Source organism: Paraburkholderia phosphatilytica, assembly GCF_003443895.1.
Lineage (GTDB): Bacteria > Pseudomonadota > Gammaproteobacteria > Burkholderiales > Burkholderiaceae > Paraburkholderia > Paraburkholderia phosphatilytica.
In genome coordinates this window covers 38,001-59,072 of record NZ_QQOA01000017.1, presented here as the reverse complement: position 1 = coordinate 59,072, position 21,072 = coordinate 38,001, and the positions used below count along the sequence as shown (strand labels likewise).

The 21,072-nt window shown below is 65.0% G+C and carries 20 protein-coding genes; 12 read left to right on the top strand and 8 right to left on the bottom strand.

Translation table 11 applies throughout. The annotated features are described in order from the left end of the window. Nucleotides 1–157: 157 nt before the first annotated feature. The 7 genes from DVS29_RS37865 to DVS29_RS19155 all read right to left on the bottom strand — a co-directional run bounded on the left by DVS29_RS37865 (nt 158) and on the right by DVS29_RS19155 (nt 5,588). The gene (locus tag DVS29_RS37865; protein ID WP_420816129.1) at nt 158–889 is read right to left on the bottom strand and encodes a diacylglycerol kinase; all 732 of its coding nucleotides are present in this window, start codon (nt 887–889) and stop codon (nt 158–160) included. Further along, entirely contained in the window at nt 886–1,917 is a 1,032-nt protein-coding gene (locus DVS29_RS19180; RefSeq protein ID WP_118182154.1) for a glycosyltransferase family 4 protein, read from the bottom strand. The genes DVS29_RS37865 and DVS29_RS19180 overlap by 4 nt, the downstream gene beginning before the upstream one ends. 58 nt (nt 1,918–1,975) lie before the next feature. Next, nucleotides 1,976–2,920, bottom strand: a complete 945-nt coding sequence (locus DVS29_RS19175) for a UDP-2,3-diacylglucosamine diphosphatase (RefSeq protein ID WP_118182071.1) — start codon at nt 2,918–2,920, stop codon at nt 1,976–1,978. 240 nt (nt 2,921–3,160) lie between these two features. Beyond that, a complete protein-coding gene (locus DVS29_RS19170; protein WP_240655693.1) occupies nt 3,161–3,673 on the bottom strand; it encodes an RDD family protein in 513 nt (170 codons plus the stop codon). Between the two features lie 133 nt (nt 3,674–3,806). Continuing rightward, complete coding sequence (locus tag DVS29_RS19165) at nt 3,807–4,562, bottom strand: DUF3106 domain-containing protein (RefSeq protein WP_118182069.1); 756 nt, start codon at nt 4,560–4,562, stop codon at nt 3,807–3,809. Between the two features lie 16 nt (nt 4,563–4,578). Next, a complete protein-coding gene (locus tag DVS29_RS19160) occupies nt 4,579–5,028 on the bottom strand; it encodes a DUF3619 family protein (protein ID WP_118182068.1) in 450 nt (149 codons plus the stop codon). Continuing rightward, nucleotides 5,025–5,588 (bottom strand): RNA polymerase sigma factor, encoded by a 564-nt coding sequence (locus tag DVS29_RS19155; RefSeq protein WP_118182067.1) that lies wholly within the window; start codon nt 5,586–5,588, stop codon nt 5,025–5,027. Before DVS29_RS19155 ends, DVS29_RS19160 begins: the two co-directional genes overlap by 4 nt. A gap of 407 nt (nt 5,589–5,995) precedes the next feature. Between DVS29_RS19155 and DVS29_RS19150 the strand changes: the two genes are divergently transcribed. The 6 genes from DVS29_RS19150 to DVS29_RS19125 all read left to right on the top strand — a co-directional run bounded on the left by DVS29_RS19150 (nt 5,996) and on the right by DVS29_RS19125 (nt 13,074). Next, on the top strand, nt 5,996–7,759 hold the full coding sequence (locus tag DVS29_RS19150; protein WP_118182066.1) for an acetolactate synthase 3 catalytic subunit: 1,764 nt from the start codon (nt 5,996–5,998) through the stop codon (nt 7,757–7,759). Nucleotides 7,760–7,909: 150 nt separating this feature from the next. After that, entirely contained in the window at nt 7,910–8,401 is a 492-nt protein-coding gene (gene ilvN, locus DVS29_RS19145; RefSeq protein WP_118182065.1) for an acetolactate synthase small subunit, read from the top strand. Nucleotides 8,402–8,446: 45 nt separating this feature from the next. Then, entirely contained in the window at nt 8,447–9,490 is a 1,044-nt protein-coding gene (ilvC, locus tag DVS29_RS19140) for a ketol-acid reductoisomerase (RefSeq protein ID WP_276314320.1), read from the top strand. Between the two features lie 150 nt (nt 9,491–9,640). Continuing rightward, complete coding sequence (locus DVS29_RS19135; RefSeq protein WP_118182063.1) at nt 9,641–10,279, top strand: phosphatidylserine decarboxylase; 639 nt, start codon at nt 9,641–9,643, stop codon at nt 10,277–10,279. A gap of 17 nt (nt 10,280–10,296) precedes the next feature. Beyond that, nucleotides 10,297–11,166: a CDP-diacylglycerol--serine O-phosphatidyltransferase gene (pssA, locus tag DVS29_RS19130; protein WP_118182062.1), complete on the top strand. Its 870-nt coding sequence runs from the start codon at nt 10,297–10,299 to the stop codon at nt 11,164–11,166. Nucleotides 11,167–11,526: 360 nt separating this feature from the next. Further along, nucleotides 11,527–13,074: a 2-isopropylmalate synthase gene (locus DVS29_RS19125; RefSeq protein WP_118182061.1), complete on the top strand. Its 1,548-nt coding sequence runs from the start codon at nt 11,527–11,529 to the stop codon at nt 13,072–13,074. A gap of 143 nt (nt 13,075–13,217) precedes the next feature. Here DVS29_RS19125 and DVS29_RS19120 read toward each other — a convergent pair whose 3' ends face one another. Further along, nucleotides 13,218–13,769 (bottom strand): hypothetical protein, encoded by a 552-nt coding sequence (locus DVS29_RS19120; protein WP_118182153.1) that lies wholly within the window; start codon nt 13,767–13,769, stop codon nt 13,218–13,220. A gap of 200 nt (nt 13,770–13,969) precedes the next feature. Here DVS29_RS19120 and DVS29_RS19115 point away from each other — a divergent pair, with 200 nt between their 5' ends. The 6 genes from DVS29_RS19115 to secG all read left to right on the top strand — a co-directional run bounded on the left by DVS29_RS19115 (nt 13,970) and on the right by secG (nt 21,009). Beyond that, nucleotides 13,970–15,328, top strand: a complete 1,359-nt coding sequence (locus DVS29_RS19115; RefSeq protein WP_118182060.1) for a branched-chain amino acid ABC transporter substrate-binding protein — start codon at nt 13,970–13,972, stop codon at nt 15,326–15,328. A gap of 153 nt (nt 15,329–15,481) precedes the next feature. Beyond that, the gene (gene rpsO, locus DVS29_RS19110) at nt 15,482–15,751 is read left to right on the top strand and encodes a 30S ribosomal protein S15 (protein ID WP_118182059.1); all 270 of its coding nucleotides are present in this window, start codon (nt 15,482–15,484) and stop codon (nt 15,749–15,751) included. Between the two features lie 371 nt (nt 15,752–16,122). Next, nucleotides 16,123–18,261, top strand: a complete 2,139-nt coding sequence (gene pnp, locus DVS29_RS19105; RefSeq protein ID WP_118182058.1) for a polyribonucleotide nucleotidyltransferase — start codon at nt 16,123–16,125, stop codon at nt 18,259–18,261. A gap of 183 nt (nt 18,262–18,444) precedes the next feature. Further along, a complete protein-coding gene (locus DVS29_RS19100) occupies nt 18,445–19,461 on the top strand; it encodes an NAD(P)H-quinone oxidoreductase (RefSeq protein ID WP_118182057.1) in 1,017 nt (338 codons plus the stop codon). A 190-nt stretch (nt 19,462–19,651) separates the two neighbouring features. Beyond that, nucleotides 19,652–20,452 carry a triose-phosphate isomerase gene (gene tpiA, locus DVS29_RS19095; RefSeq protein WP_118182056.1) on the top strand — a complete coding sequence of 267 codons (801 nt, stop codon included), beginning with the start codon at nt 19,652–19,654 and terminating at the stop codon, nt 20,450–20,452. A gap of 146 nt (nt 20,453–20,598) precedes the next feature. Continuing rightward, nucleotides 20,599–21,009 carry a preprotein translocase subunit SecG gene (gene secG / locus DVS29_RS19090; RefSeq protein WP_118182055.1) on the top strand — a complete coding sequence of 137 codons (411 nt, stop codon included), beginning with the start codon at nt 20,599–20,601 and terminating at the stop codon, nt 21,007–21,009. The last annotated feature ends 63 nt before the right edge of the window (nt 21,010–21,072 follow it).

Below are 21,072 nucleotides of genomic sequence, written 5' to 3'. Positions count from 1 at the left end.
GCGACAGTGGCCGCTGCGTGAGCCCGGTGCGGTTGGTATAAATCAAACTGGCGTCTGATTATAAACCGACGTTCATGCGGTCAGACAGCGGGAAGGGCGCGCCGAGCCGCCCTGGGCGGGGCCGAGGGCGGAGGCGTTGGGAGGAAGAGGCGAGCGGCTAAGCCTGGAACCAGCCGCGAATCCAGTGCACGACGAGCGGTCCGACGATCAGCACCCACGTCATCACGCACATGCCGAGCGCGACCATCACGGCGGCACTGCCGAGGTCTTTCGCGCGGCGTGACAGTTCGTGGCGTTCGAGCGAGATGCGGTCGATGGCCGCTTCGACGCTCGAATTGAGCAGCTCGACGATCAGCACGAGCAGCACCGAGCCGAGCAGCAGCACGCGCGCGACCGCATCGACCGGCACCAGCACGCCGCACGGCACGAGAATCGCTGCGAGCGTCAGCTCCTGGCGGAATGCGCTCTCTTCGCGGATTGCGACGCGAAAGCCCGCGAACGAATTTTTCATCGCGTGCCACGCGCGCGTCACGCCGCGATTGCCCTTGTACGGATTGAACGGCAGCGGTGCGAACGGATCGTCCGGACTGAGCGGCTCGCCGGATTGCGGAGCGGTCTCGTCGTCGGTGCGATCGACGGGCGCGGCGGGTGCATCGGTGGCGGGTTCGGACATGCCGCGATTCTGCGTCGCGCCCGGCCGTGGCGCAAGCGGACGCAGCGGCTGCACGCCGGCCGTGTGCAGCTCGCGCTCGTGCGTGTCGATCGCGTCGTCGAACGGCTCCACGTGCGCTGAGTCATCGCCGTTGGCATGCGATGCGCGGGCGTCGCCGCCTGCATGCTGCTGGTCGGGCATACGTTCGCGCAGGAAACGCGGCTGGGGCCGTGTCATGCGGCCGCGCTTTCCTCGCTGAACGAGGGGCGTTGCAGCGGTTTCAGATGCGACGCGAACTGCTGCGACGCCGCGGCCCACGAGAAGCGTTCGGCCCATGCGCGCGCATGGTCGCGATCGATCTTCAGCGCTTCGAGGCAGGCTTCGCGCAGGTCTTCGTTCATCGCGCCGGCGCCGCCGTCGCCGAGCACGTCGATCGGGCCCGTCACCGGGTAGGCTGCGACCGGCGTGCCGCAGGCGAGCGCTTCGAGCAGCACGAGACCGAACGTGTCGGTGCGGCTCGGGAACACGAACACGTCCGCGGCCGCGTACACCTTCGCGAGTTCAGGCTGCGTCAGCACGCCGAGATAGTTGACCTGCGGATAGCGCGACTTCAGCTCGGCGAGCGCCGGACCTTCGCCCGCCACCCACTTCGAACCGGGCAGGTCAAGCTTGAGGAACGCCTCGACATTCTTCTCGACGGCCACGCGGCCCACGTACAGGAAGATCGGCCGAGCGGTGTTGAGCACTTTCGATTCCATCTGCCGGAAGATGTCGAGATCGACGCCGCGCGTCCACAGCACGACGTTCGTGAAGCCGAACTTCTCGAGGTCGTGCTTGACGACGGGCGTCGGCGCCATCACCGCGAGCGACGCCTTGTGGAACCAGTGCAGGAACTTGTATGTCGCGGAGAGCGGAATGCCGAAGCGCGCCTGTACATACTCGGGGAAGCGCGTGTGATACGCGGTCGTGAACGGCAGCTTGTGGCGTATCGCGTACGCGCGCGCCGCGAGACCCAGCGGACCTTCGGTCGCGATATGCAGCGCGTCGGGGCCGAATGCGTCGATGCGCGCGTTCAGGCGTTTCTTCGGAAACAGCGACAGGCGAATCTCGGGGTAGGTCGGACACGGGATCGTGCGGAATTCGAGCGGCGTCAGCAGTTCGACCTGGTGGCCGAGCGCGCTCAATTCGCGGGTCGTGTTCTTCAGCGTGCGGACGACGCCGTTGACCTGCGGTTCCCACGCGTCGGTGACGATCATGATCTTCATCGGTGCCTGCTCCGAACTGGAAGTGATTGCGGATTGCGTCGTCATGGAGTCTCGGTGTTCAGGCGGTCGCGGCGCGCGCCTTCTGTGTGGTCGCGCCGGGCGCGCGCATCACGGTCCAGTAGATCACCTTCAGTTCGCCTTCGAAGGTCTCGACGAGCGCCGACAGGCTTTCGACCCAGTCGCCGTCGTTGCAGTACAGCACGCCGTCGATCTCGCGGATCTCGGCTTTGTGGATGTGGCCGCAGACCACGCCGTCGCAGCCGCGGCGGCGCGCTTCGTCGGTCATCACGCGTTCGAACGACGAGATGAAGTTCACCGCGTTCTTCACCTGATGCTTCAGGTACTGCGACAGCGACCAGTACTGGAAGCCGAGCCTGCTGCGGATCCGGTTGAACCAGCGGTTCAGCACGAGGATCATCGTGTACAGCGTATCGCCCAGGTACGCGAGCCACTTCGCGTGCTGGATCACGCCGTCGAACAGATCGCCGTGCACGATCCACAGGCGCTTGCCGGTGAGCGTCGTGTGGAACGCTTCGCCGCGCACATGGATGTCGCCGAACGCGAGGTCGCAGAACTGGCGTGCCGCTTCGTCGTGATTGCCCGGGATGTAGACGACCTGGGTGCCCTTGCGCGCTTTACGCAGGATCTTCTGCACGACGTCGTTGTGCCCCTGCGGCCAGTACCAGCCCTTCTTCAGCTGCCACCCGTCGATGATGTCGCCGACGAGGTACAGGTACTCCGATTCGTTGTGCCGAAGAAAATCCAGCAGGTACGGCGCCTGACAGCCGCTCGTGCCCAGATGGATGTCAGACAGCCAGATCGTGCGGTAGCGATGCATCGCTTCGTGATCGTCGTCGTCGGGACTGGCGGTGGAATCGGGAGACAGCGGCGGGAGGGGCAGAGGAACCGTACTACCGGTGGAGGCGGTGGGGCGGAACGCGACGGGGTCGACGCTCGGGCCGGTCTGGCGGAAGAGGGAAGTCGCGGACGGATTCTGGTCCATGGCTCACGCGTTCGGTTGCGGTATGCGCATTCGGCCATGGGTGCATGACGACGCCGTGACAGTCACGAGACGTTCTTATTACGAAAGACGGCGAGTTTCGCGAGGCGTTGAGGTGAGGAGGCGCAAGAATTTCCGGGCACCTTTAGCGGCGCGGTTTTCCGCGCGGTTTCCGTCACCGTTGCGGTATTGCCAGGCGGGCGGCGTGACTCGAATGGGCGCCGGATGCGCCCATGCGGTTTCTTAGGAACGTGGCGAAATCGCGACGATTTTCGTGCCCGCGAGCCGGTCGTGCAGGAACTGGCGGCTCGCGCCGATCCGTCCGGACGCAGCCCAGATCACGATCCAGACCGCGGCGACGATCAGCGTCTGCGGCACGCTGATGCCGAGGAGCGGATGCAGCGCGAGCGGCGGCAGGAACCACAGCCACGCGAGCAGGTAGCGCGCAATCGCGCGCGGCACGCTGAGCGGCTCGCCGTTCGCGGCGACGACACGCAGGCGCCAGGTTTTCATCGGCAGCGTCTGGCCGCCGTGCGTCCAGCACCACACGAAGTACACCGCGAGCACGAGCCCGATCCAGGCGGCGAGCAGGTTGTGATGCGTGAGCCCGTTGCGCTGCTGAGTCAGCGTGCTGAACAGGTAGCCCGCGATGAACACGATGCCGAACAGGATCACGCCTTCATAGAGCATCGTCGCGAGACGGCGGCGCACGCTCGGGGTGGCGGGCTCGACGGGCGGGAGGGTGGTGGAATCGATGGCCGGCGCGTCGTCGTCGCGCGAAACATCCGTTGCGGGTTTGGCGGATTGGCTGGACACGGGCGCGATGGGCGTGAGGTCGAAAACCGGAGTGTGGGGAGTGCGGGCAGGCGGCGGTTGAACGAGCTGCCGCTCACGACCCCTTGAAGATCGACGGCGCGTCCGCGGGCGACACGGGCGTCGGCGTGGCGGGCACGAAGCTGCCGGCCGCCGGAATGGCGGGCGCAGCCGATGCGGCCGGCGCAGCGGAAGCGGGCGCCGGTGCCGGCGACGGCACGGCGACGCCGCTCGCGGTACGGTCGTGCGCGTTCACGAGACGTTCGATACCCTTGATCTCGGCCTTGCCGGACGGCGGCGCGCTGACGACGGTCGGACGGCGCTTCTTCTCCAGCGCGGCGAGCTTTTCCTTCTGCTCTTCCGGCAACTGCTGATAGGTCTTCCACGCGTTCTGGCGAGCCTCGCGCGGCAGTTCCTTCGACACCTGGTAGTTCTCGCGCGCCACGCGCCGCTGTTCGGGCGTGAGCCGGGCCCACTCGGCCATCCGATCGTGCAGCCTTTTTTGCGCTTCAGGCGACATTTTCGCGTAACGCGACGCGATCTTTAGCCATTTGCGCTGACGCTCTTCGCTGAAGGTGTTCCATTGGCTCGCGAACGGCGCGAGCGCGGTGCGTTCCACGTCGGTCAGCTTCGACCAGGCGAGCGGCCCTTCGGGAGACACGGCAGGCGCCGAAGCGCCGGCGACCGGCGCCGCCGGCTTGCCGCCGGCGGGCGCGCCCGGCGCAGCGGCCGGTGCGGGAGGCGGGTTGAAGCGCGGGTACGTCGCGGCGAACGACACCAGCGCCGCGATTACGCAACCAAAGACTACGGCAAGGCCGCGCTTGTAATTCACCCGGATGGTCTCCCGCTCAGCGCGCGCGCGACAGGTAAGCGTTGAAGCCGTGATCGAGGTAGGCGTTCAGCGGCAGGTCGTCGTTGATCATCTGTGCATCGATATCGGCGAGTTCCGCCGTGCGCTGATGGTCTTCCCAGTACGCAATGCCGACGAGGCAGGCGGCGAGCGCGAGGATCGGCCACGCGAGCGCGAAGCGGCGCAGCGCCGAAAAGCGGCGGCCGGCATCGTTCGACGGGCCGCCGGACAGTCCGAGCGCGCCCGCGCCACCGGCGCCGACGGTGACGAACACCGGCGCGAACGCGGGTGCGGTCGCGGTTTCGGGCTTCTTGCGGGCGAGTGCGGCGCGGCGCGCGGCGGCGAGCCGGTCGACGGTTGCGGGCGGAATGCTGGCCGCGTTTTCGTCGAGTGCGCGGCGCACCTGCCGCGCAAACTCGAGTTCTTTAGTATCGAGAGCGGAGCTCATAGCGTGATTCCTTTGGCCTTGAGCGCTTGCGCCAGCGTGTGGGTAGCCCGGGAGCAGTGCGTTTTCACGCTGCCTTCGGAGCAGCCCATGGCGGCGGCAGTCTCGGCGACATCCATATCTTCCCAGTAACGCATGAGGAACGCCTCCCGTTGACGTGCCGGCAACTTCTGGATTTCGTCGTCGATCATTTGCAGGACCTGCTCGCGCTCGATGCGCTGCTCGCTGCTCTCGGCGCCGGCGCTGCCTGCCTCGGCTTCGAACGATTCTAGCGGGTCGAACTCGTCGTCATCCGCATTGCCGAGCGACGAGAACAGGCTGACCCACGTGTTGCGCACTTTCTGGCGGCGGAACCAGTCGTGCGTCGCATTCTGGAGAATACGCTGAAACAGGAGCGGCAACTCGGAAGGGGGGCGGTCGCCATATTTTTCGGCGAGCTTGATCATCGCGTCCTGCACGATGTCGAGTGCCGCGTCGTCGTCCCGCACGGCGTAGACCGTCTGTTTGAACGCGCGCCTTTCGACGCCCGCCAGAAAATCGGCGAGTTCTTTGTCTGATGCCATCCGGGTGGATTTCCGCGCAGAAAGGTCGCGCGCAATCGATGGAAAAATGTCGTAAACCTGCGGATGCTAGCAAACTTTTACGACCCCCGGCTACCGTGGTAGTCACGGTGAGGCCGATCGAAGGGTGGGCGAAAGGTGACGCCCGATGTGTTCAGGCCGTTTTCGCCCCTTATCGCTGCGCAGCGGAAACGGCGCTTCGCACGGCCACCGCGGGCCGCGGCGGCAATAATTGCTTGACCATCCTGAAAATACCGGCTAACTTCGCTGGTTCGCAACATAAGTGACTTGTCTCATTCGGGTTGGCCCAAGAAGCTAACCTGTCAACTGGACGCGCCGCTTGAACCCGAGCCACAAGCCCGGCAGAGAGCACCCGATCAATTTTTTGCCGAAAATTTGAAAGGTAAACGATGAATATGCCCAGCGCGGAATTCTCCACGTCGGATACGACACCCATTCCCGAAGCCGAGTCGATCGGCGGCACGGTGCTGATGAAGGCACTGGCCGACGAAGACGTCGAGTTCATCTGGGGCTATCCCGGCGGATCCGTTCTCTACATCTACGACGAGCTGTACAAGCAGGACAAGATCCAGCACGTGCTGGTGCGTCACGAGCAGGCTGCCGTGCACGCCGCCGACGCCTACGCACGTTCCACCGGCAAGACCGGTGTCTGCCTCGTCACGTCCGGCCCAGGTGTCACCAATGCGGTGACCGGCATCGCGACCGCCTACATGGATTCGATTCCGATGGTCGTGATCAGCGGCCAGGTGCCCACCGCCGCGATCGGCCAGGACGCCTTCCAGGAATGCGATACCGTCGGCATCACACGGCCGTGCGTGAAGCACAACTTCCTCGTGAAGGACGTGCGCGACCTCGCCGCAACCGTCAAGAAAGCGTTCTACATCGCGCGTACCGGCCGTCCGGGCCCGGTGCTGATCGACATTCCGAAAGATGTGTCGAAAACGCCGTGCACCTACGAGCCGATCAAGACCGTTTCGCTGCGCTCGTACAACCCGGTCACGAAGGGCCACTCCGGCCAGATCCGCAAGGCCGTCGCGCTGCTGCTGCAGGCGAAGCGTCCGTATATCTACACGGGCGGCGGCATCATCCTCGCGGATGCGTCGCGTGAGCTGAACCAGTTCGCCGATCTGCTCGGCTATCCGGTCACCAACACGCTGATGGGCCTCGGCGGCTATCGCGCGTCGGACAGGAAATTCCTCGGCATGCTCGGCATGCACGGCACGTTCGAAGCCAACATGGCGATGCAGCACTGCGACGTGCTGATCGCGATCGGCGCGCGTTTCGACGACCGCGTGATCGGCGACCCGGCGCACTTCTCGTCGCGCCCGCGCAAGATCATTCACATCGACATCGATCCTTCGTCCATCTCGAAGCGCGTGAAGGTCGACATCCCGATCGTCGGCGACGTGAAGGAAGTGCTGAAGGAACTGATCGAGCAGCTGCAGCACGCCGAACACGGTCCCGACACCGCAGCGCTCGCGGAATGGTGGAAGGACATCGAAGGCTGGCGCGCGAAAGACTGCCTGAAGTTCGACCGCAAGAGCGAAATCATCAAGCCGCAGTACGTGGTCGAGAAGGCGTGGGAGCTGACCGACGGCAACGCGTTCGTCTGCTCGGACGTTGGCCAGCACCAGATGTGGGCTGCGCAGTTCTACCGTTTCAATAAGCCGCGCCGCTGGATCAATTCCGGCGGGCTCGGCACGATGGGCTTCGGCCTGCCGGCGGCGATGGGCGTGAAGATGGCCCATCCGGACGACGACGTGCTGTGCATCACGGGCGAAGGCTCGATCCAGATGTGCATCCAGGAGCTGTCCACCTGCCTGCAGTACAGCACGCCCGTAAAGATTATCTCGCTGAACAACCGCTATCTGGGCATGGTGCGCCAGTGGCAGCAGATCGAATACAGCAAGCGCTATTCGCATTCGTACATGGATGCGCTGCCGGACTTCGTGAAGCTTGCCGAAGCGTACGGCCACGTCGGGATTCGCGTCGAGAAGACCGCGGACGTGGAACCGGCGCTGAAGGAAGCGCTGCGCCTGAAGGATCGCACGGTGTTCCTCGATTTCCAGACCGACCCGACCGAAAACGTCTGGCCGATGGTCCAGGCCGGCAAGGGCATCACCGAGATGCTGCTCGGCTCGGAGGATCTGTAACGCCGGTCCGTCACGCGGGCTTCGACGCGCGCGCACCGTTGTCCGCCCTCACGAAGGGCGCCGCAACGAGGCGCTGACGCCCGGGGCCGCGTGGACCGCGCAGATCGCACATCGACATCTGGATCAACGAACACACACGCGAGACGAATCATGCGACACATCATTTCCGTTTTGCTCGAGAACGAACCGGGCGCGCTGTCGCGCGTGGTCGGCCTGTTCTCGGCACGCGGCTACAACATCGAAACCTTGACGGTGGCACCGACAGAAGACCGATCGCTGTCGCGCCTGACCATCGTCTCCATTGGCTCGGACGACGTGATCGAACAGATCACGAAGCATCTGAACCGCCTGATCGAGGTGGTGAAAGTGGTCGACCTGACTGAGGGCGCCCACATCGAACGAGAGCTGATGCTGATCAAGGTAAGGGCGGTCGGCAAGGAACGTGAGGAGATGAAGCGGATGTCGGATATCTTCCGCGGCCGCATCATCGACGTCACCGAAAAGACCTACACGATCGAGCTGACCGGCGCGAGCGAGAAGCTCGATGCGTTCATCGAAGGGCTCGACGCCACCGCGATTCTCGAAACCGTCCGCACGGGCGGCTCCGGTATCGGCCGCGGCGAGCGCATCCTCAAGGTGTGACGCCGGCAGCAACGCAGTACCACGCAGCATTCGCAGTATCCGAACATCACTGAATATCGCCAAGGAACAGACATGAAAGTTTTCTACGACAAGGACGCCGACCTCTCCCTCATCAAAGGCAAGCAGGTCACGATCATCGGCTACGGCTCGCAAGGCCATGCACACGCGCTGAACCTGAAGGAAAGCGGCGTGAACGTCACGGTCGGTCTGCGCAAGGGCGGCGCATCGTGGAGCAAGGCTGAAAACGCGGGCCTCACGGTGAAGGAAGTGGCGGAAGCCGTGAAGGGCGCCGACGTCGTGATGATGCTGCTGCCCGACGAGCAGATCGCCGAGGTCTACGCGAAGGAAGTCCACGCGAACGCCAAGCAGGGCGCTGCCCTCGCGTTCGCGCACGGCTTCAACGTGCACTACGGCCAGGTGATCCCGCGCGCGGATCTGGACGTCATCATGATCGCGCCGAAGGCGCCGGGTCACACGGTGCGTAACACGTACCAGAACGGCGGCGGCGTGCCGCACCTCGTCGCGGTCGCGCAGGATAAGTCGGGCGCGGCGCGCGACATCGCGCTGTCGTACGCGGTGGCGAACGGCGGCGGCCGTGCCGGCATCATCGAAACGAACTTCCGCGAAGAGACCGAAACCGACCTGTTCGGCGAGCAGGCCGTGCTGTGCGGCGGCACCGTCGAGCTGATCAAGGCTGGCTTCGAGACGCTGGTGGAAGCGGGCTACGCGCCGGAAATGGCGTACTTCGAGTGCCTGCACGAACTGAAGCTGATCGTCGACCTGATCTACGAAGGCGGCATCGCGAACATGAACTACTCGATCTCGAACAACGCCGAATACGGCGAGTACGTGACGGGTCCGCGCGTCGTCACGGACGAAACGAAGAAGGTGATGAAGGACGTCCTGAAGGACATCCAGACGGGCGAGTACGCGAAGAGCTTCATCATCGAGAACCGCGCCGGCGCGCCGACGCTGCAGTCGCGCCGCCGTATCACGGCCGAGCACCAGATCGAGCAGGTCGGCTCGAAGCTGCGCGCGATGATGCCGTGGATCGCGAAGAACAAGCTCGTCGACCAGTCGAAGAACTGATGAGCCTGTAACGCGCGCCGTGCCGCGATCCGTGCGTGCTGACGAAGCATGCCGGATTGCGGCTCGCGCCGTCCGGAAAGCCGCCCTCAGGTGCAGAACCGTGGGCGGCTTTTGCTATCCTACGGTTTTACAAAAAACCAGAAACCATCCATGAATTACCCTCATCCGATCATCGCGCGGGAAGGCTGGCCGTTCATCGCGATCGCCGCGGTCGTCGCGCTGTTGATCCACGCCGTCGCGGGCTTCGGCCTCGCGTGGCCGTTCTGGCTGATCCTGATCTTCGTCGTGCAGTTCTTCCGCGACCCGTCGCGGCCGATTCCCACCCAGGCCAACGCCGTGCTGTGCCCGGCCGACGGCCGCATCGTCGCGGTCGAAACCGCGTTCGATCCTTACGCGAACCGCGAGGCGCTGAAGATCAGCGTGTTCATGAACGTGTTCAACGTGCACTCGCAGCGCTCGCCGGTGGACGGCGCGGTGCGCAAGGTCGAATACTTCCCGGGCGCCTACCTGAATGCCGCAATCGATAAAGCATCGACCGAGAACGAACGCAATGCGCTCGTCATCGATCTCGCGAGCGGCCACACCGTGACCTCGGTGCAGATCGCAGGCCTCATCGCGCGGCGCATTCTTTGCTACGTCCGGGCAGGCGAGCCGCTCACGCGCGGCCAGCGTTACGGCTTCATCCGCTTCGGCTCGCGCGTCGACGTGTACCTGCCGGTGGGCAGCCGTCCGCGCGTGTCGATCGGCGAGAAGGTCTCCGCGTCGTCGACGATTCTCGCTGAACTCTGAGGCGCAAGGAGGTTTCGATGGCGGCATTCAAACGCCGGCCCCGCACGAACGCCGCGCCGCTGCCGCGGCCGTTTCGCCGTAACAAAAGCATGCAGCAGGAGCCGGTGCAGGTCGACAGCCGGCGTGCGCAGCGGCAGCAGTTCCTGAGAAAACGCGGCATCTATCTGCTGCCCAACGCGTTCACCACGGCCGCGCTCTTCTGCGGCTTCTTCGCGGTCGTGCAGGCCATGAACGTGCGCTTCGAGGTCGCGGCGATCGCGATCTTCGTCGCGATGGTGCTCGACGGCATGGACGGTCGCGTCGCGCGCATGACGCATACGCAAAGCGCATTCGGCGAGCAGTTCGACAGTCTCTCCGACATGGTGTCGTTCGGCGTCGCGCCGGCGCTCGTGATGTACGAGTGGGTGCTGAAAGACCTGGGCCGCTGGGGCTGGCTCGCGGCGTTCGTCTACTGCTCGGGCGCGGCGCTCCGGCTCGCGCGCTTCAACACCAACATCGGCGTCGTCGACAAGCGCTTCTTCCAGGGCATGCCGAGCCCGGCCGCGGCCGCGCTGATCGCGGGCTTCGTGTGGCTCGCCACCGATAACCGCGTGCCCGTGAAGCTCGTGTGGCTGCCGTGGGTCGCGTTCGTGCTGACGGTGTACGCGGGCGTGACGATGGTGTCGAACGCGCCGTTCTACAGCGGCAAGGCGCTCGACGTGCGTCACCGGGTGCCGTTCGCGGCGATCCTGCTGGTGGTGGTCGCGTTCGTGCTGGTTTCGTCCGACCCGCCGCTGATGCTGTTCGGCCTGTTCGTGCTGTACGGCCTGTCGGGCTACGTGTTCTGGGCGTGGCAGGCCGCGCGCGGCCGCGCGAATCCGGCACGTTCGTCGCAGCGCAAGGGGTGACGGGCAGGGCGGCCGCCTCGCGGTGCTTTACGTGACATCCGGACGGCAGCCTGCGTGGCTGCCGTTTTTCTTCGGCCGGCGCGAAAGAAGCGAGCCGCTATCGCCGCCCTGGTTACTCTCAATTGCGTGTTTCCGGGATTGCCGCTATATTTGCCGGATGGACAAGCACATGTTCTCCCTCCTTCTCCTGCAAGCCGGCGCGCCGCTACGCGTGCTAGCGCTAGCGCGCCTGCCGCGCTGATCGTTCTCGCCCTCCGTCTGCCTCGTTCGTTGTGTCACGTCGCCGCCGGTGGCGCGAACACCCGAATTCCGTAATCCGTTTCCAGAATCGTTAGACACGAGTCCCCGAGGAGCCCCGAAATGGCAGACAACAAGTTGATCATTTTCGACACGACGTTGCGTGACGGCGAGCAGTCGCCCGGCGCGTCGATGACGAAGGAAGAGAAGATCCGCATCGCGAAGCAGCTGGAGCGGATGAAAGTCGACGTGATCGAGGCCGGTTTCGCGGCAAGTTCGAACGGCGATTTCGATGCGATCCGCACGATCGCGTCGATGGTGAAGGAGAGCACGGTCTGCTCGCTCGCCCGCGCGAACGACAAGGATATTCAACGTGCCGCCGATGCGCTGCAACCCGCCGAGCGCTTCCGCATCCACACGTTCATCGCCACCTCGGCGCTGCACATGGAGAAGAAGCTGCGCATGTCGCCGGAGCAGGTGCTCGAGCAGTCGCGCCTCGCGGTGCGTTTCGCGCGCAAGTTCACCGACGACGTGGAATTCTCGCCGGAAGACGGCAGCCGCTCGGACATGGATTTCCTGTGCCGCGTGCTCGAAGCCGTGATCGCCGAAGGCGCGACCACGATCAACATTGCCGACACGGTCGGCTACGGCGTGCCGGAGCTGTACGGCAACCTCGTGAAGACGCTTCGCGAGCGCATTCCGAACTCGCACAAGGCGGTGTTCTCGGTGCACTGCCATAACGACCTCGGCATGGCGGTCGCGAACTCGCTCGCGGGTGTGCAGATCGGCGGCGCGCGTCAGGTCGAATGCACGATCAACGGTCTCGGCGAGCGCGCGGGCAATACGTCGCTCGAAGAGATCGTGATGGCGGTGAAGACCCGCAAGGATTACTTCGGCCTCGACCTCGGCATCGACACGACGCAGATCGTGCCGGCGTCGAAGCTGGTGTCGCAGATCACCGGTTTCGTCGTGCAGCCGAACAAGGCGGTGGTCGGCGCGAACGCGTTCGCGCACGCGTCGGGCATCCACCAGGACGGCGTGCTGAAGGCGCGCGACACCTACGAGATCATGCGCGCGGAAGACGTGGGCTGGAGCGCGAACAAGATCGTGCTCGGCAAGCTGTCGGGCCGCAACGCGTTCAAGCAGCGCCTGCAGGAGCTGGGCGTGACGCTCGACAGCGAAGCCGAACTCAACAACGCGTTCGCGCGCTTCAAGGAACTGGCGGACCGCAAGGCCGAGATCTTCGACGAGGACATCATCGCGATCGTCACCGAAGAGTCGGGCGAGGCGCTCGAGAAGGAGCACTACCGGTTCGTGTCGCTGGCGCAGCATTCGGAGACGGGCGAGCGTCCGCACGCGCGCGTCGTGTTCGCGGTGGACGGCAAGGAAACGACCGGCGAAGCGGCGGGCAACGGTCCGGTCGACGCAACCCTGAACGCGATCGAAACCGAAGTGGGCAGCGGCTCCGAACTGCTGCTGTACTCGGTCAACGCGATCACCACCGGCACCCAGGCGCAGGGCGAGGTGACGGTGCGTCTGTCGAAGGCGGGGCGGATCGTGAACGGCGTCGGCACCGATCCGGACATCGTCGCGGCGTCGGCGAAGGCGTATATCTCGGCGCTGAACAAGCTGCATTCGAACGCGGACAAGCTGAACCCGCAGCGTTCGTGATCGTGCGTTGAGGCGCGCGCGGCCGCGAGGGTCGTGCCGCGAGGGTCGTGCCGCAGCAAAGGAAAAGCCCCTTGCGCTCGGATTGAGTGCAAGGGGCTTTCGTTTGTCTGCGCGACGCGGGTGGTCCCGCGCGCGGTCAGCGGTCAGAACAGGTTGCGGCGGTCCGGATCGTGCAGCGGGTCGGGCGTCTTCTGCGTAGTGCGCAGCACGCCGCTGTCGTCGAAGTAGAAGCTGTAGAGCATGTACCAGACGTTGTCCTCCAGATAGCGGTAGGTCCACACCTGGCGCTTCATCAGCGGGAAATACGCGGTTTCCTCCGGACGGCCGAAGTTGACCAGCACGTCGGACTTCGTCCACTTGCCGATCTCGGCCTTGTAGAACTCGAGCGGCTGCAGCACCTGGCGGACGCTGACGATCTTGCCGGATGCGTCGATATCCGCGGCGGTGGTGGTTTCGCCCATCGGCTGGGTCGGCCACATCAGGCGCTTGCCGCCGTTCGGCAGATCGTAGGTCTCGCCCGGCGGGCCGAGGCGCGCGACGATGGTGGACTGATCCGCGCCGGCCTGGTATTGCTGCCACGGCTGGGCGCAGCCGGCGAGCGCGAGCAACCCGGCCAGCGCGACACGCCGCAGCGGCGCGTGCGACAGCATGGCGGCGCAGGCCGACACGAGCGCGGTAGGGGAACGGACGAACATGAAATCCTCCGATGGCGGGAGCGCGATGTTGTTCTGGAATCCCGTCATTTTGACACGCCTCGCGGGCGCGTTGCACCGACTGCGCGCAACCGTCCGGCATCGGCCGAACGGCCAGCAGGCTTGCCCGCGGCGCCGGCGCACCCTATGATCCGCGCTTCCACCGATCGAACCGTCACCGGATCACCCAAGGCACCATCACGATGAGCAGCATTGCAATCCGCGCGGCGTCACGCGTGCGCATTCCTTCTATCCGCGCTTCTATCCGTGTGCGCCGGACGTTCGCGCGCGTGGCGTCGTTCGTTGCGGCGGCGTTTGCGTTGGGCGCGGCCGGCGCGCTGCCGTGCGGCGCGGCGCAGGCCGCAACCGCCACCGGCGAGCCGATCCGTCTCGCGCTGATCGAGGGGATGTCGGGGCCGTTCGCGAACGCCGGTGCGGCCGTCGAGCGCAATCTGCGCTTCGGCATCGAAGAGGTGAATGCGCAGGGCGGCGTGAAGCTCGCGGACGGCGCGCATCCGCTCGAACTCGTCGTGCTGGACAGCAAGGGCAGTCCCGAGGAGGCGCTGGTGCAGCTGCGCGCGGCGGAGGACCAGCACATCGGTTTCGTGATGCAGGGCAACAGCTCGGAGGTCGCCGCGGCGCTGATCACCGCGATCGACCGCCAGAACGCGCGCGATCCGGATAACCGCGAGGTGTTCCTCAACTACTCGGCGGACGACCCGGCCCTCACGAACGCGAACTGCAGCTTCTGGCATTTCCGCTTCGATGCGCACGCGGGCATGCGGATGGATGCGCTCGTCGACGTGCTGGGACGCGATCGAACGGTGAAGAAGGTCTATCTGCTGAACCAGGATTACCGCTTCGGCCACGACGTCAGCACGCTCGCGCGGAGCGCGCTGGCAACGAGCCGGCCGGACATCGCGATCGTCGGCGACGAATTTCATCCGATCGGCCGGGTGAAGGATTTCGCGCCGTACATCGCGAAGATCCGCGCGAGCGGCGCCGACGCGGTGATCACCGGCAACTGGGGCAACGACCTGACGTTGCTCGTCAAGGCCGCACGCGAGCAGGGCCTGGATACGAAGTTCTACACGTTCTACGGCAACAGCCTCGGCGCGCCGGCGGCGCTCGGCGACGCGGGCGTCCACCGTGTGCTCGCGGTCGCGGACTGGCACCCGAACGCCGGCGGCGCGCCGTCCGACGCGTGGTATGCGGCGTTCCGCAAGCGCTTTCCTGCCGCGCAGGACGACTACCCGGTGCTGCGGATGAGCCTGATGATCCAGATGCTCGCCGACGCGATGAATCGCGCGCATTCGGCGCAACCGGAGGCGGTCGCGAAGGCGCTCGAAGGGCTGCGCTTCGACAACGGCTTCCATGCATCGTGGATGCGCGCGGACGATCATCAGCTGATCCAGCCCCTTTACGTGATGGAGATGGACAAGGCTGGGACGCCCGGCGTGCGCTTCGACAACGAGGGCTCCGGCTATGGTTTTCGCACGGTGCTGGCGCTGCCGCCGGAGAAGACCGTGCCGCCGACCACCTGCAGGATGGCGCGGCCATAGCCATAGGGGAGTTCGCGGCGCAGGCGCGCTGTGCTACAATACGCAGCTTGTTGTAAGTCGTACCCGTAGTTTTGGTAGTCAAGTAGGCATCAAAAGTAACCGCACGGCACGGCCTTTCTTCCGTGACCGCCTGTCAGTTTCAAAGGAAATCAAATGACTGTTGCAGAAATCAAGAAGTCCGACGTTGTCGCCCAGTTCGCGCGCGGCGCCAACGACACCGGCTCCCCCGAAGTTCAGGTCGCGCTGCTCACGACCCGTATCAACGAACTGACCGTCCACTTCAAGTCGCACTCGAAGGACCACCACAGCCGCCGCGGTCTGCTGCGCATGGTGAGCCGCCGTCGCAAGCTGCTCGACTACCTGAAGGGTAAGGACGCCGACCGCTATCGCGCGCTGATCGAAAAGCTGGGCCTGCGCAAGTAAGCCGGCGCGGTTTGCGCGAATCGACGATCCGTCAGCAAATGCCTGTGTCAGTGAACTGATACAGGCATTTTGTTTTTGGAAGGTACGGCGGGTCGGCCGCAAGCGTAGCAGTGAAGGTGCAGTACCCGCGCAGTGGTAAAGCATGAAGCGGTGGAGAAAGAGCGGTGCTGCACCGCCAGTGAAGTAAAGGGAGCCGGAACGAGACGGCCGGGCTACAGGGCAGAGCCTGTGTCATTCCAGCAGATCATGCGGGGCGTGTTCCGCTGGAATGGCATATCACTCCTCTTCCCTCGCAGCCTGAGCCTTCGCCATGTCGCACCGCGAGTCCTTCGGGCACGCCGCGCGACACCACAATGAATGAAGGAGTCACTATGTCCATGTTCAACAAGATCGTCAAAGAATTCACATGGGGCCAGCACACCGTTCGCCTCGAAACGGGCGAAATCGCCCGTCAGGCCGGCGGTGCGGTGCTGGTGGACGTCGAAGATACGGTCGTGCTCGCGACGGTCGTCGGCGCGAAAAACCCGAAGCCGGGCCAGGATTTCTTCCCGCTGACCGTCGACTACATCGAAAAGACCTACTCCGCGGGCAAGATCCCGGGCGGCTTCTTCCGCCGTGAAGGCCGTCCGTCGGAAGGCGAAACGCTGATCTCGCGCCTGATTGACCGGCCGCTGCGTCCGCTGTTCCCGGAAGGCTTCTACAACGAAGTGCAGGTGGTGGTGCACGTGATGTCGATCAACCCGGAAGTGCCGGCCGACATCCCCGCGTTGATCGGCGCATCGGCCGCGCTCGCGGTGTCCGGCCTGCCGTTCAACGGCCCGGTCGGCGCGGCGCGCGTCGGTTACCTGAACGGCGAGTACGTGCTGAACCCGACGCGCTCGCAGATCAAGGAATCGCGTCTCGACCTCGTCGTCGCCGGTACGGAGCGCGCGGTGCTGATGGTCGAATCGGAAGCGGACCAGCTGCCGGAAGACGTGATGCTCGGCGCGGTTGTGTTCGGCCACGAGCAGATGCAAAAGGCCATCGACGCGATCCACGAACTGGTGCGTGAAGGCGGCAAGCCCGAGTGGGACTGGCAGCCGGCGGCGAAGAACGAGGCGCTGATTTCCCGCGTGACCGAAATCGCCCAGCCGGAACTGCTCGCTGCGTACCAGCTGCGCGACAAGCAGGCACGCTCGACGAAGCTGAAGGAAGTCTATTCGGCCACGTCGGCGAAGCTCGAAGAAGAAGCCGCAGCAGCCGGCACCGTCGCGGCGGACAAGGCGACGGTCGGCAACGTGCTGTTCGACATCGAAGCGAAGATCGTCCGTTCGCAGATCCTGAACGGCGAGCCGCGCATCGACGGCCGCGACACACGCACGGTGCGCCCGATCGAAATCCGCACGGGTGTCCTGCCGCGCACGCACGGCTCGGCGCTCTTCACGCGCGGCGAAACGCAGGCGCTCGTGGTCGCGACGCTCGGCACCAAGGGCGATGAGCAGATCATCGACGCGCTCGAAGGTGAGTACCGCGACCGCTTCATGCTCCACTACAACATGCCTCCGTTCGCGACCGGCGAAACGGGCCGCGTGGGTTCGCCGAAGCGCCGCGAAATCGGCCACGGCCGTCTGGCCAAGCGCGCGCTCGTCGCGTGCCTGCCGAGCGCCGAGGAGTTCGGCTACTCGATCCGCGTCGTGTCGGAAATCACCGAATCGAACGGTTCGTCGTCGATGGCGTCGGTGTGCGGCGGCTGTCTCGCGCTGATGGACGCCGGTGTGCCGATGAAGGCGCACGTCGCGGGTATCGCGATGGGCCTGATCCTCGAAGGCAACAAGTTCGCGGTGCTGACCGATATTCTCGGCGACGAGGATCACCTCGGCGACATGGACTTCAAGGTGGCGGGTACGGAAGCTGGCGTGACCGCGCTGCAGATGGACATCAAGATCCAGGGCATCACGAAGGAAATCATGCAGGTCGCGCTCGCGCAGGCGAAGGAAGGCCGCATGCACATCCTCGGCAAGATGACCTCGGCGGTCGCCGGTGCGAACATGGAGCTGTCGGAATTCGCGCCGCGCATGATCACGATCAAGATCAACCCGGAAAAGATCCGCGACGTGATCGGCAAGGGCGGTTCGGTGATCCGCGCGCTGACGGAAGAAACGGGCACGACGATCGATATCTCCGATGACGGCGTCGTGACGATCGCGAGCACATCGAGCGAAGGCATGGCCGAAGCGAAGAAGCGCATCGAGAACATCACGGCGGAAGTGGAAGTCGGCCAGGTGTACGAAGGCACGATCCTGAAGCTGCTGGATTTCGGCGCGATCGTGAACCTGCTGCCGGGCAAGGATGGTCTGCTGCACATCTCCGAGATCGCGAACGAGCGTATCAAGGACATCAACGACTATCTGAAGGAGGGCCAGCAGGTGAAGGTCAAGGTCATCCAGACGGACGAAAAGGGCCGTGTGCGGCTCTCTGCGAAGGCGCTGCTGAACGAAGGCGCACCGCAGGGCGAACCGACCCAGCAGTAATGCGGTAGAGTGATTGACGGCCGGCTGCGTGATGACGCACCGGCCGTTTTTCATCGGAGAAGGGATTGCAGTGCGTATGCGCGCCAGCCGCTTCGAGGGTCTGGCGCAGCAACGGTGGCGCAGCTTTTCGCCCCTCGTCGCGCAGCGCGTTCGCAGCGCAATCCAATACCCGGAGTGGCGTAGATGAAAGCGATCGAGATTACCGAATTCGGCGCGCCTGAAGTGCTCAAGCTGGCCGAGCGGCCCATGCCGGAGCCGAAGGCGGGCGAAGTGTTGATCAAGGTGGCGGCATCGGGCGTCAACCGCCCGGACGTGTTCCAGCGCAAGGGCGCGTATGCGCCGCCGCCGGGCGCGTCGGAGCTGCCGGGGCTCGAAGTCGCGGGCGAGATCGTCGGCGGAATGCTGGACGCAAAGCACAATCCGTTCGGTCTCAAGATCGGCGATCGCGTGTGCGCGCTGCTCGCGGGCGGCGGCTATGCCGAATACGCGGCGGTGCCGCTCGGCCAGTGCCTGCCGGTGCCCGAAGGTCTCACCGACATCGAGGCAGCGTCGCTGCCGGAAACCTTCTTCACGGTGTGGAGCAACGTGTTCGATCGCGCGCAGCTCGGCGCGGGCGAGGGCGGCGAGAACGAAACGCTGCTCGTGCAGGGCGGCTCGAGCGGCATCGGCGTGACGGCGATCCAGATCGCGCATGCGCTCGGCTTTCGCGTGTTCGCCACCGCGGGTTCGGACGACAAGTGCCGCGCGTGCGAAGCGCTCGGCGCCGAGCGTGCGATCAACTACAGGACGGAAGACTTCGTTGAGGTCGTGAAGTCGCTCACGCACGATCGCGGCGTCGACGTGATCCTCGACATGGTCGGCGGCTCGTACGTGCCGCGCGAACTTGGCGCGCTCGCCAACGGCGGCCGCCTCGTGCTGATCGCGATGCTCGGCGGCTCGAAGGCGGAGGTCAACCTGAACGAAGTGCTGCGCCGCCGGCTCACCATCACGGGCTCGACGCTGCGCCCGCGGCCCGTCGAGTTCAAGGCGAAGATCGCCGCGCAGCTGCATGCGCGCGTGTGGCCGCACATCGCGGAAGGGCGTATCAAACCGGTCGTGTTCCGCACGTTCGCGGCCGCGCAGGCCGCCGACGCGCATGCGTTGATGGAATCCAGCACGCACGTCGGCAAGATCGTGCTGAATTGGGGTGGGGACGCCTGACGGTTCCGGTTTGACCCAGTTCACCGGCGCACAGTAAAATTGCGTGTTTTGCGTGCGCCGCTTGATTACGACACGATTTCAATCGGCCCGGCAGGGCGAGTACATGGCTGTGGTTGCGCCGTAACTCGTACCGTGACTCACGCTTTGACTCAAAGCGGGTGCCGAGGCCGTTCAGGGACAAGACGAGACGATGGCGAAACAACGAGCAAAGCTGGTAGTCGGCAACTGGAAGATGCATGGGCGCCTCGGTAGCAACAGGGCGCTGCTGGAGGCGGTCGCGATCGGTGCCGGTTCGTTGCCGGAGCAGGTTGGTGTCGCGGTGTGCGTGCCGTGTCCGTATCTGGCGCAGGCTCAGGCGCTGCTCGCGGGCAGCCGCGTGAAGTGGGGTTCGCAGGACGTGTCCGCGCATCAGGGCGGCGCCTATACCGGCGAAGTCGCCGCGGAAATGGTGCTGGATTTCGGTGCGACGTATGCGATCGTCGGGCACTCGGAGCGTCGTGAATATCACGGCGAGAGCGCCGAGTTCGTCGCGGTGAAGGCGCAGCGTGCGCTGCTCGCGGGTCTGACGCCGATCGTCTGCGTGGGCGAAACGCTTGCGCAGCGCGAAGCGGGCGAGACCGAGCAGGTGGTCGGCGCGCAGCTCGACGCCGTACTGAAGAAGCTAGCGGACGATGCCGCGAAGATCGTCGTCGCGTATGAGCCGGTGTGGGCGATCGGCACGGGCAAGAGTGCGACATCCACCGAGGCTCAGCAGGTGCATGCGTTCCTGCGTTCGCGTCTCGCGGCGCAGGGCGCGACGGTGGCCGATGTGCCGTTGCTGTATGGCGGCAGTGTGAAGCCGGGCAATGCGGGTGAGCTCTTTCGTCAGCCGGATATCGACGGCGGATTGATCGGCGGCGCATCGCTCGTCGATGAAGATTTTCTCGCGATCTGCGCCGCGGCCGGCGAGGTCGCGCGTGGAACGGTAGGGGCAGCGGACGCTACCCCTTGAAGGATGCGGCTGGCTTGTACATGGTACGGTTGACGCTAAGGCAAGAAGGGGTTGCTTGCCGGGGCAGTTGCCTCACAAGCGGCCAATATGAATTTCGCGTGACGCATCGTGCGTTGCGCGGCTAAACGAAGACTCGGGTGAGTGTCATGCTGTATCTGAAAACATTGATTGTCGTGATCCAGTTGCTGTCGGCGCTGGGCGTTATCGGCCTCGTTCTGCTGCAGCACGGCAAGGGCGCGGACATGGGCGCGGCGTTCGGCAGCGGTGCATCGGGAAGCCTCTTCGGTGCAAGCGGTTCCGCGAACTTCCTGTCGCGCACCACCGCGGTTCTCGCCACGGTCTTTTTCGTTTCGACGCTCGCGTTGACCTACATCGGTTCCTATCACTCGCGGCCTTCCGCGGGCATTCTCGGTGCGACGACGTCGGCTCCCGCACCCGCATCGGCGGCCTCTGCTTCGGCTCCTGCAGCAGCTTCGGCGGCGACTTCGGCAAGCACTCAGGCAGCACCGGCAACTGCGTCTGCAGCGTCCGCTCCTGGCCAGGACGTGCCGAAATAAAATTTTCGATCCGACCGCTTTTGTGCGTTGAACAAACTGCGTAGACGGGTTACAATTCAAGTC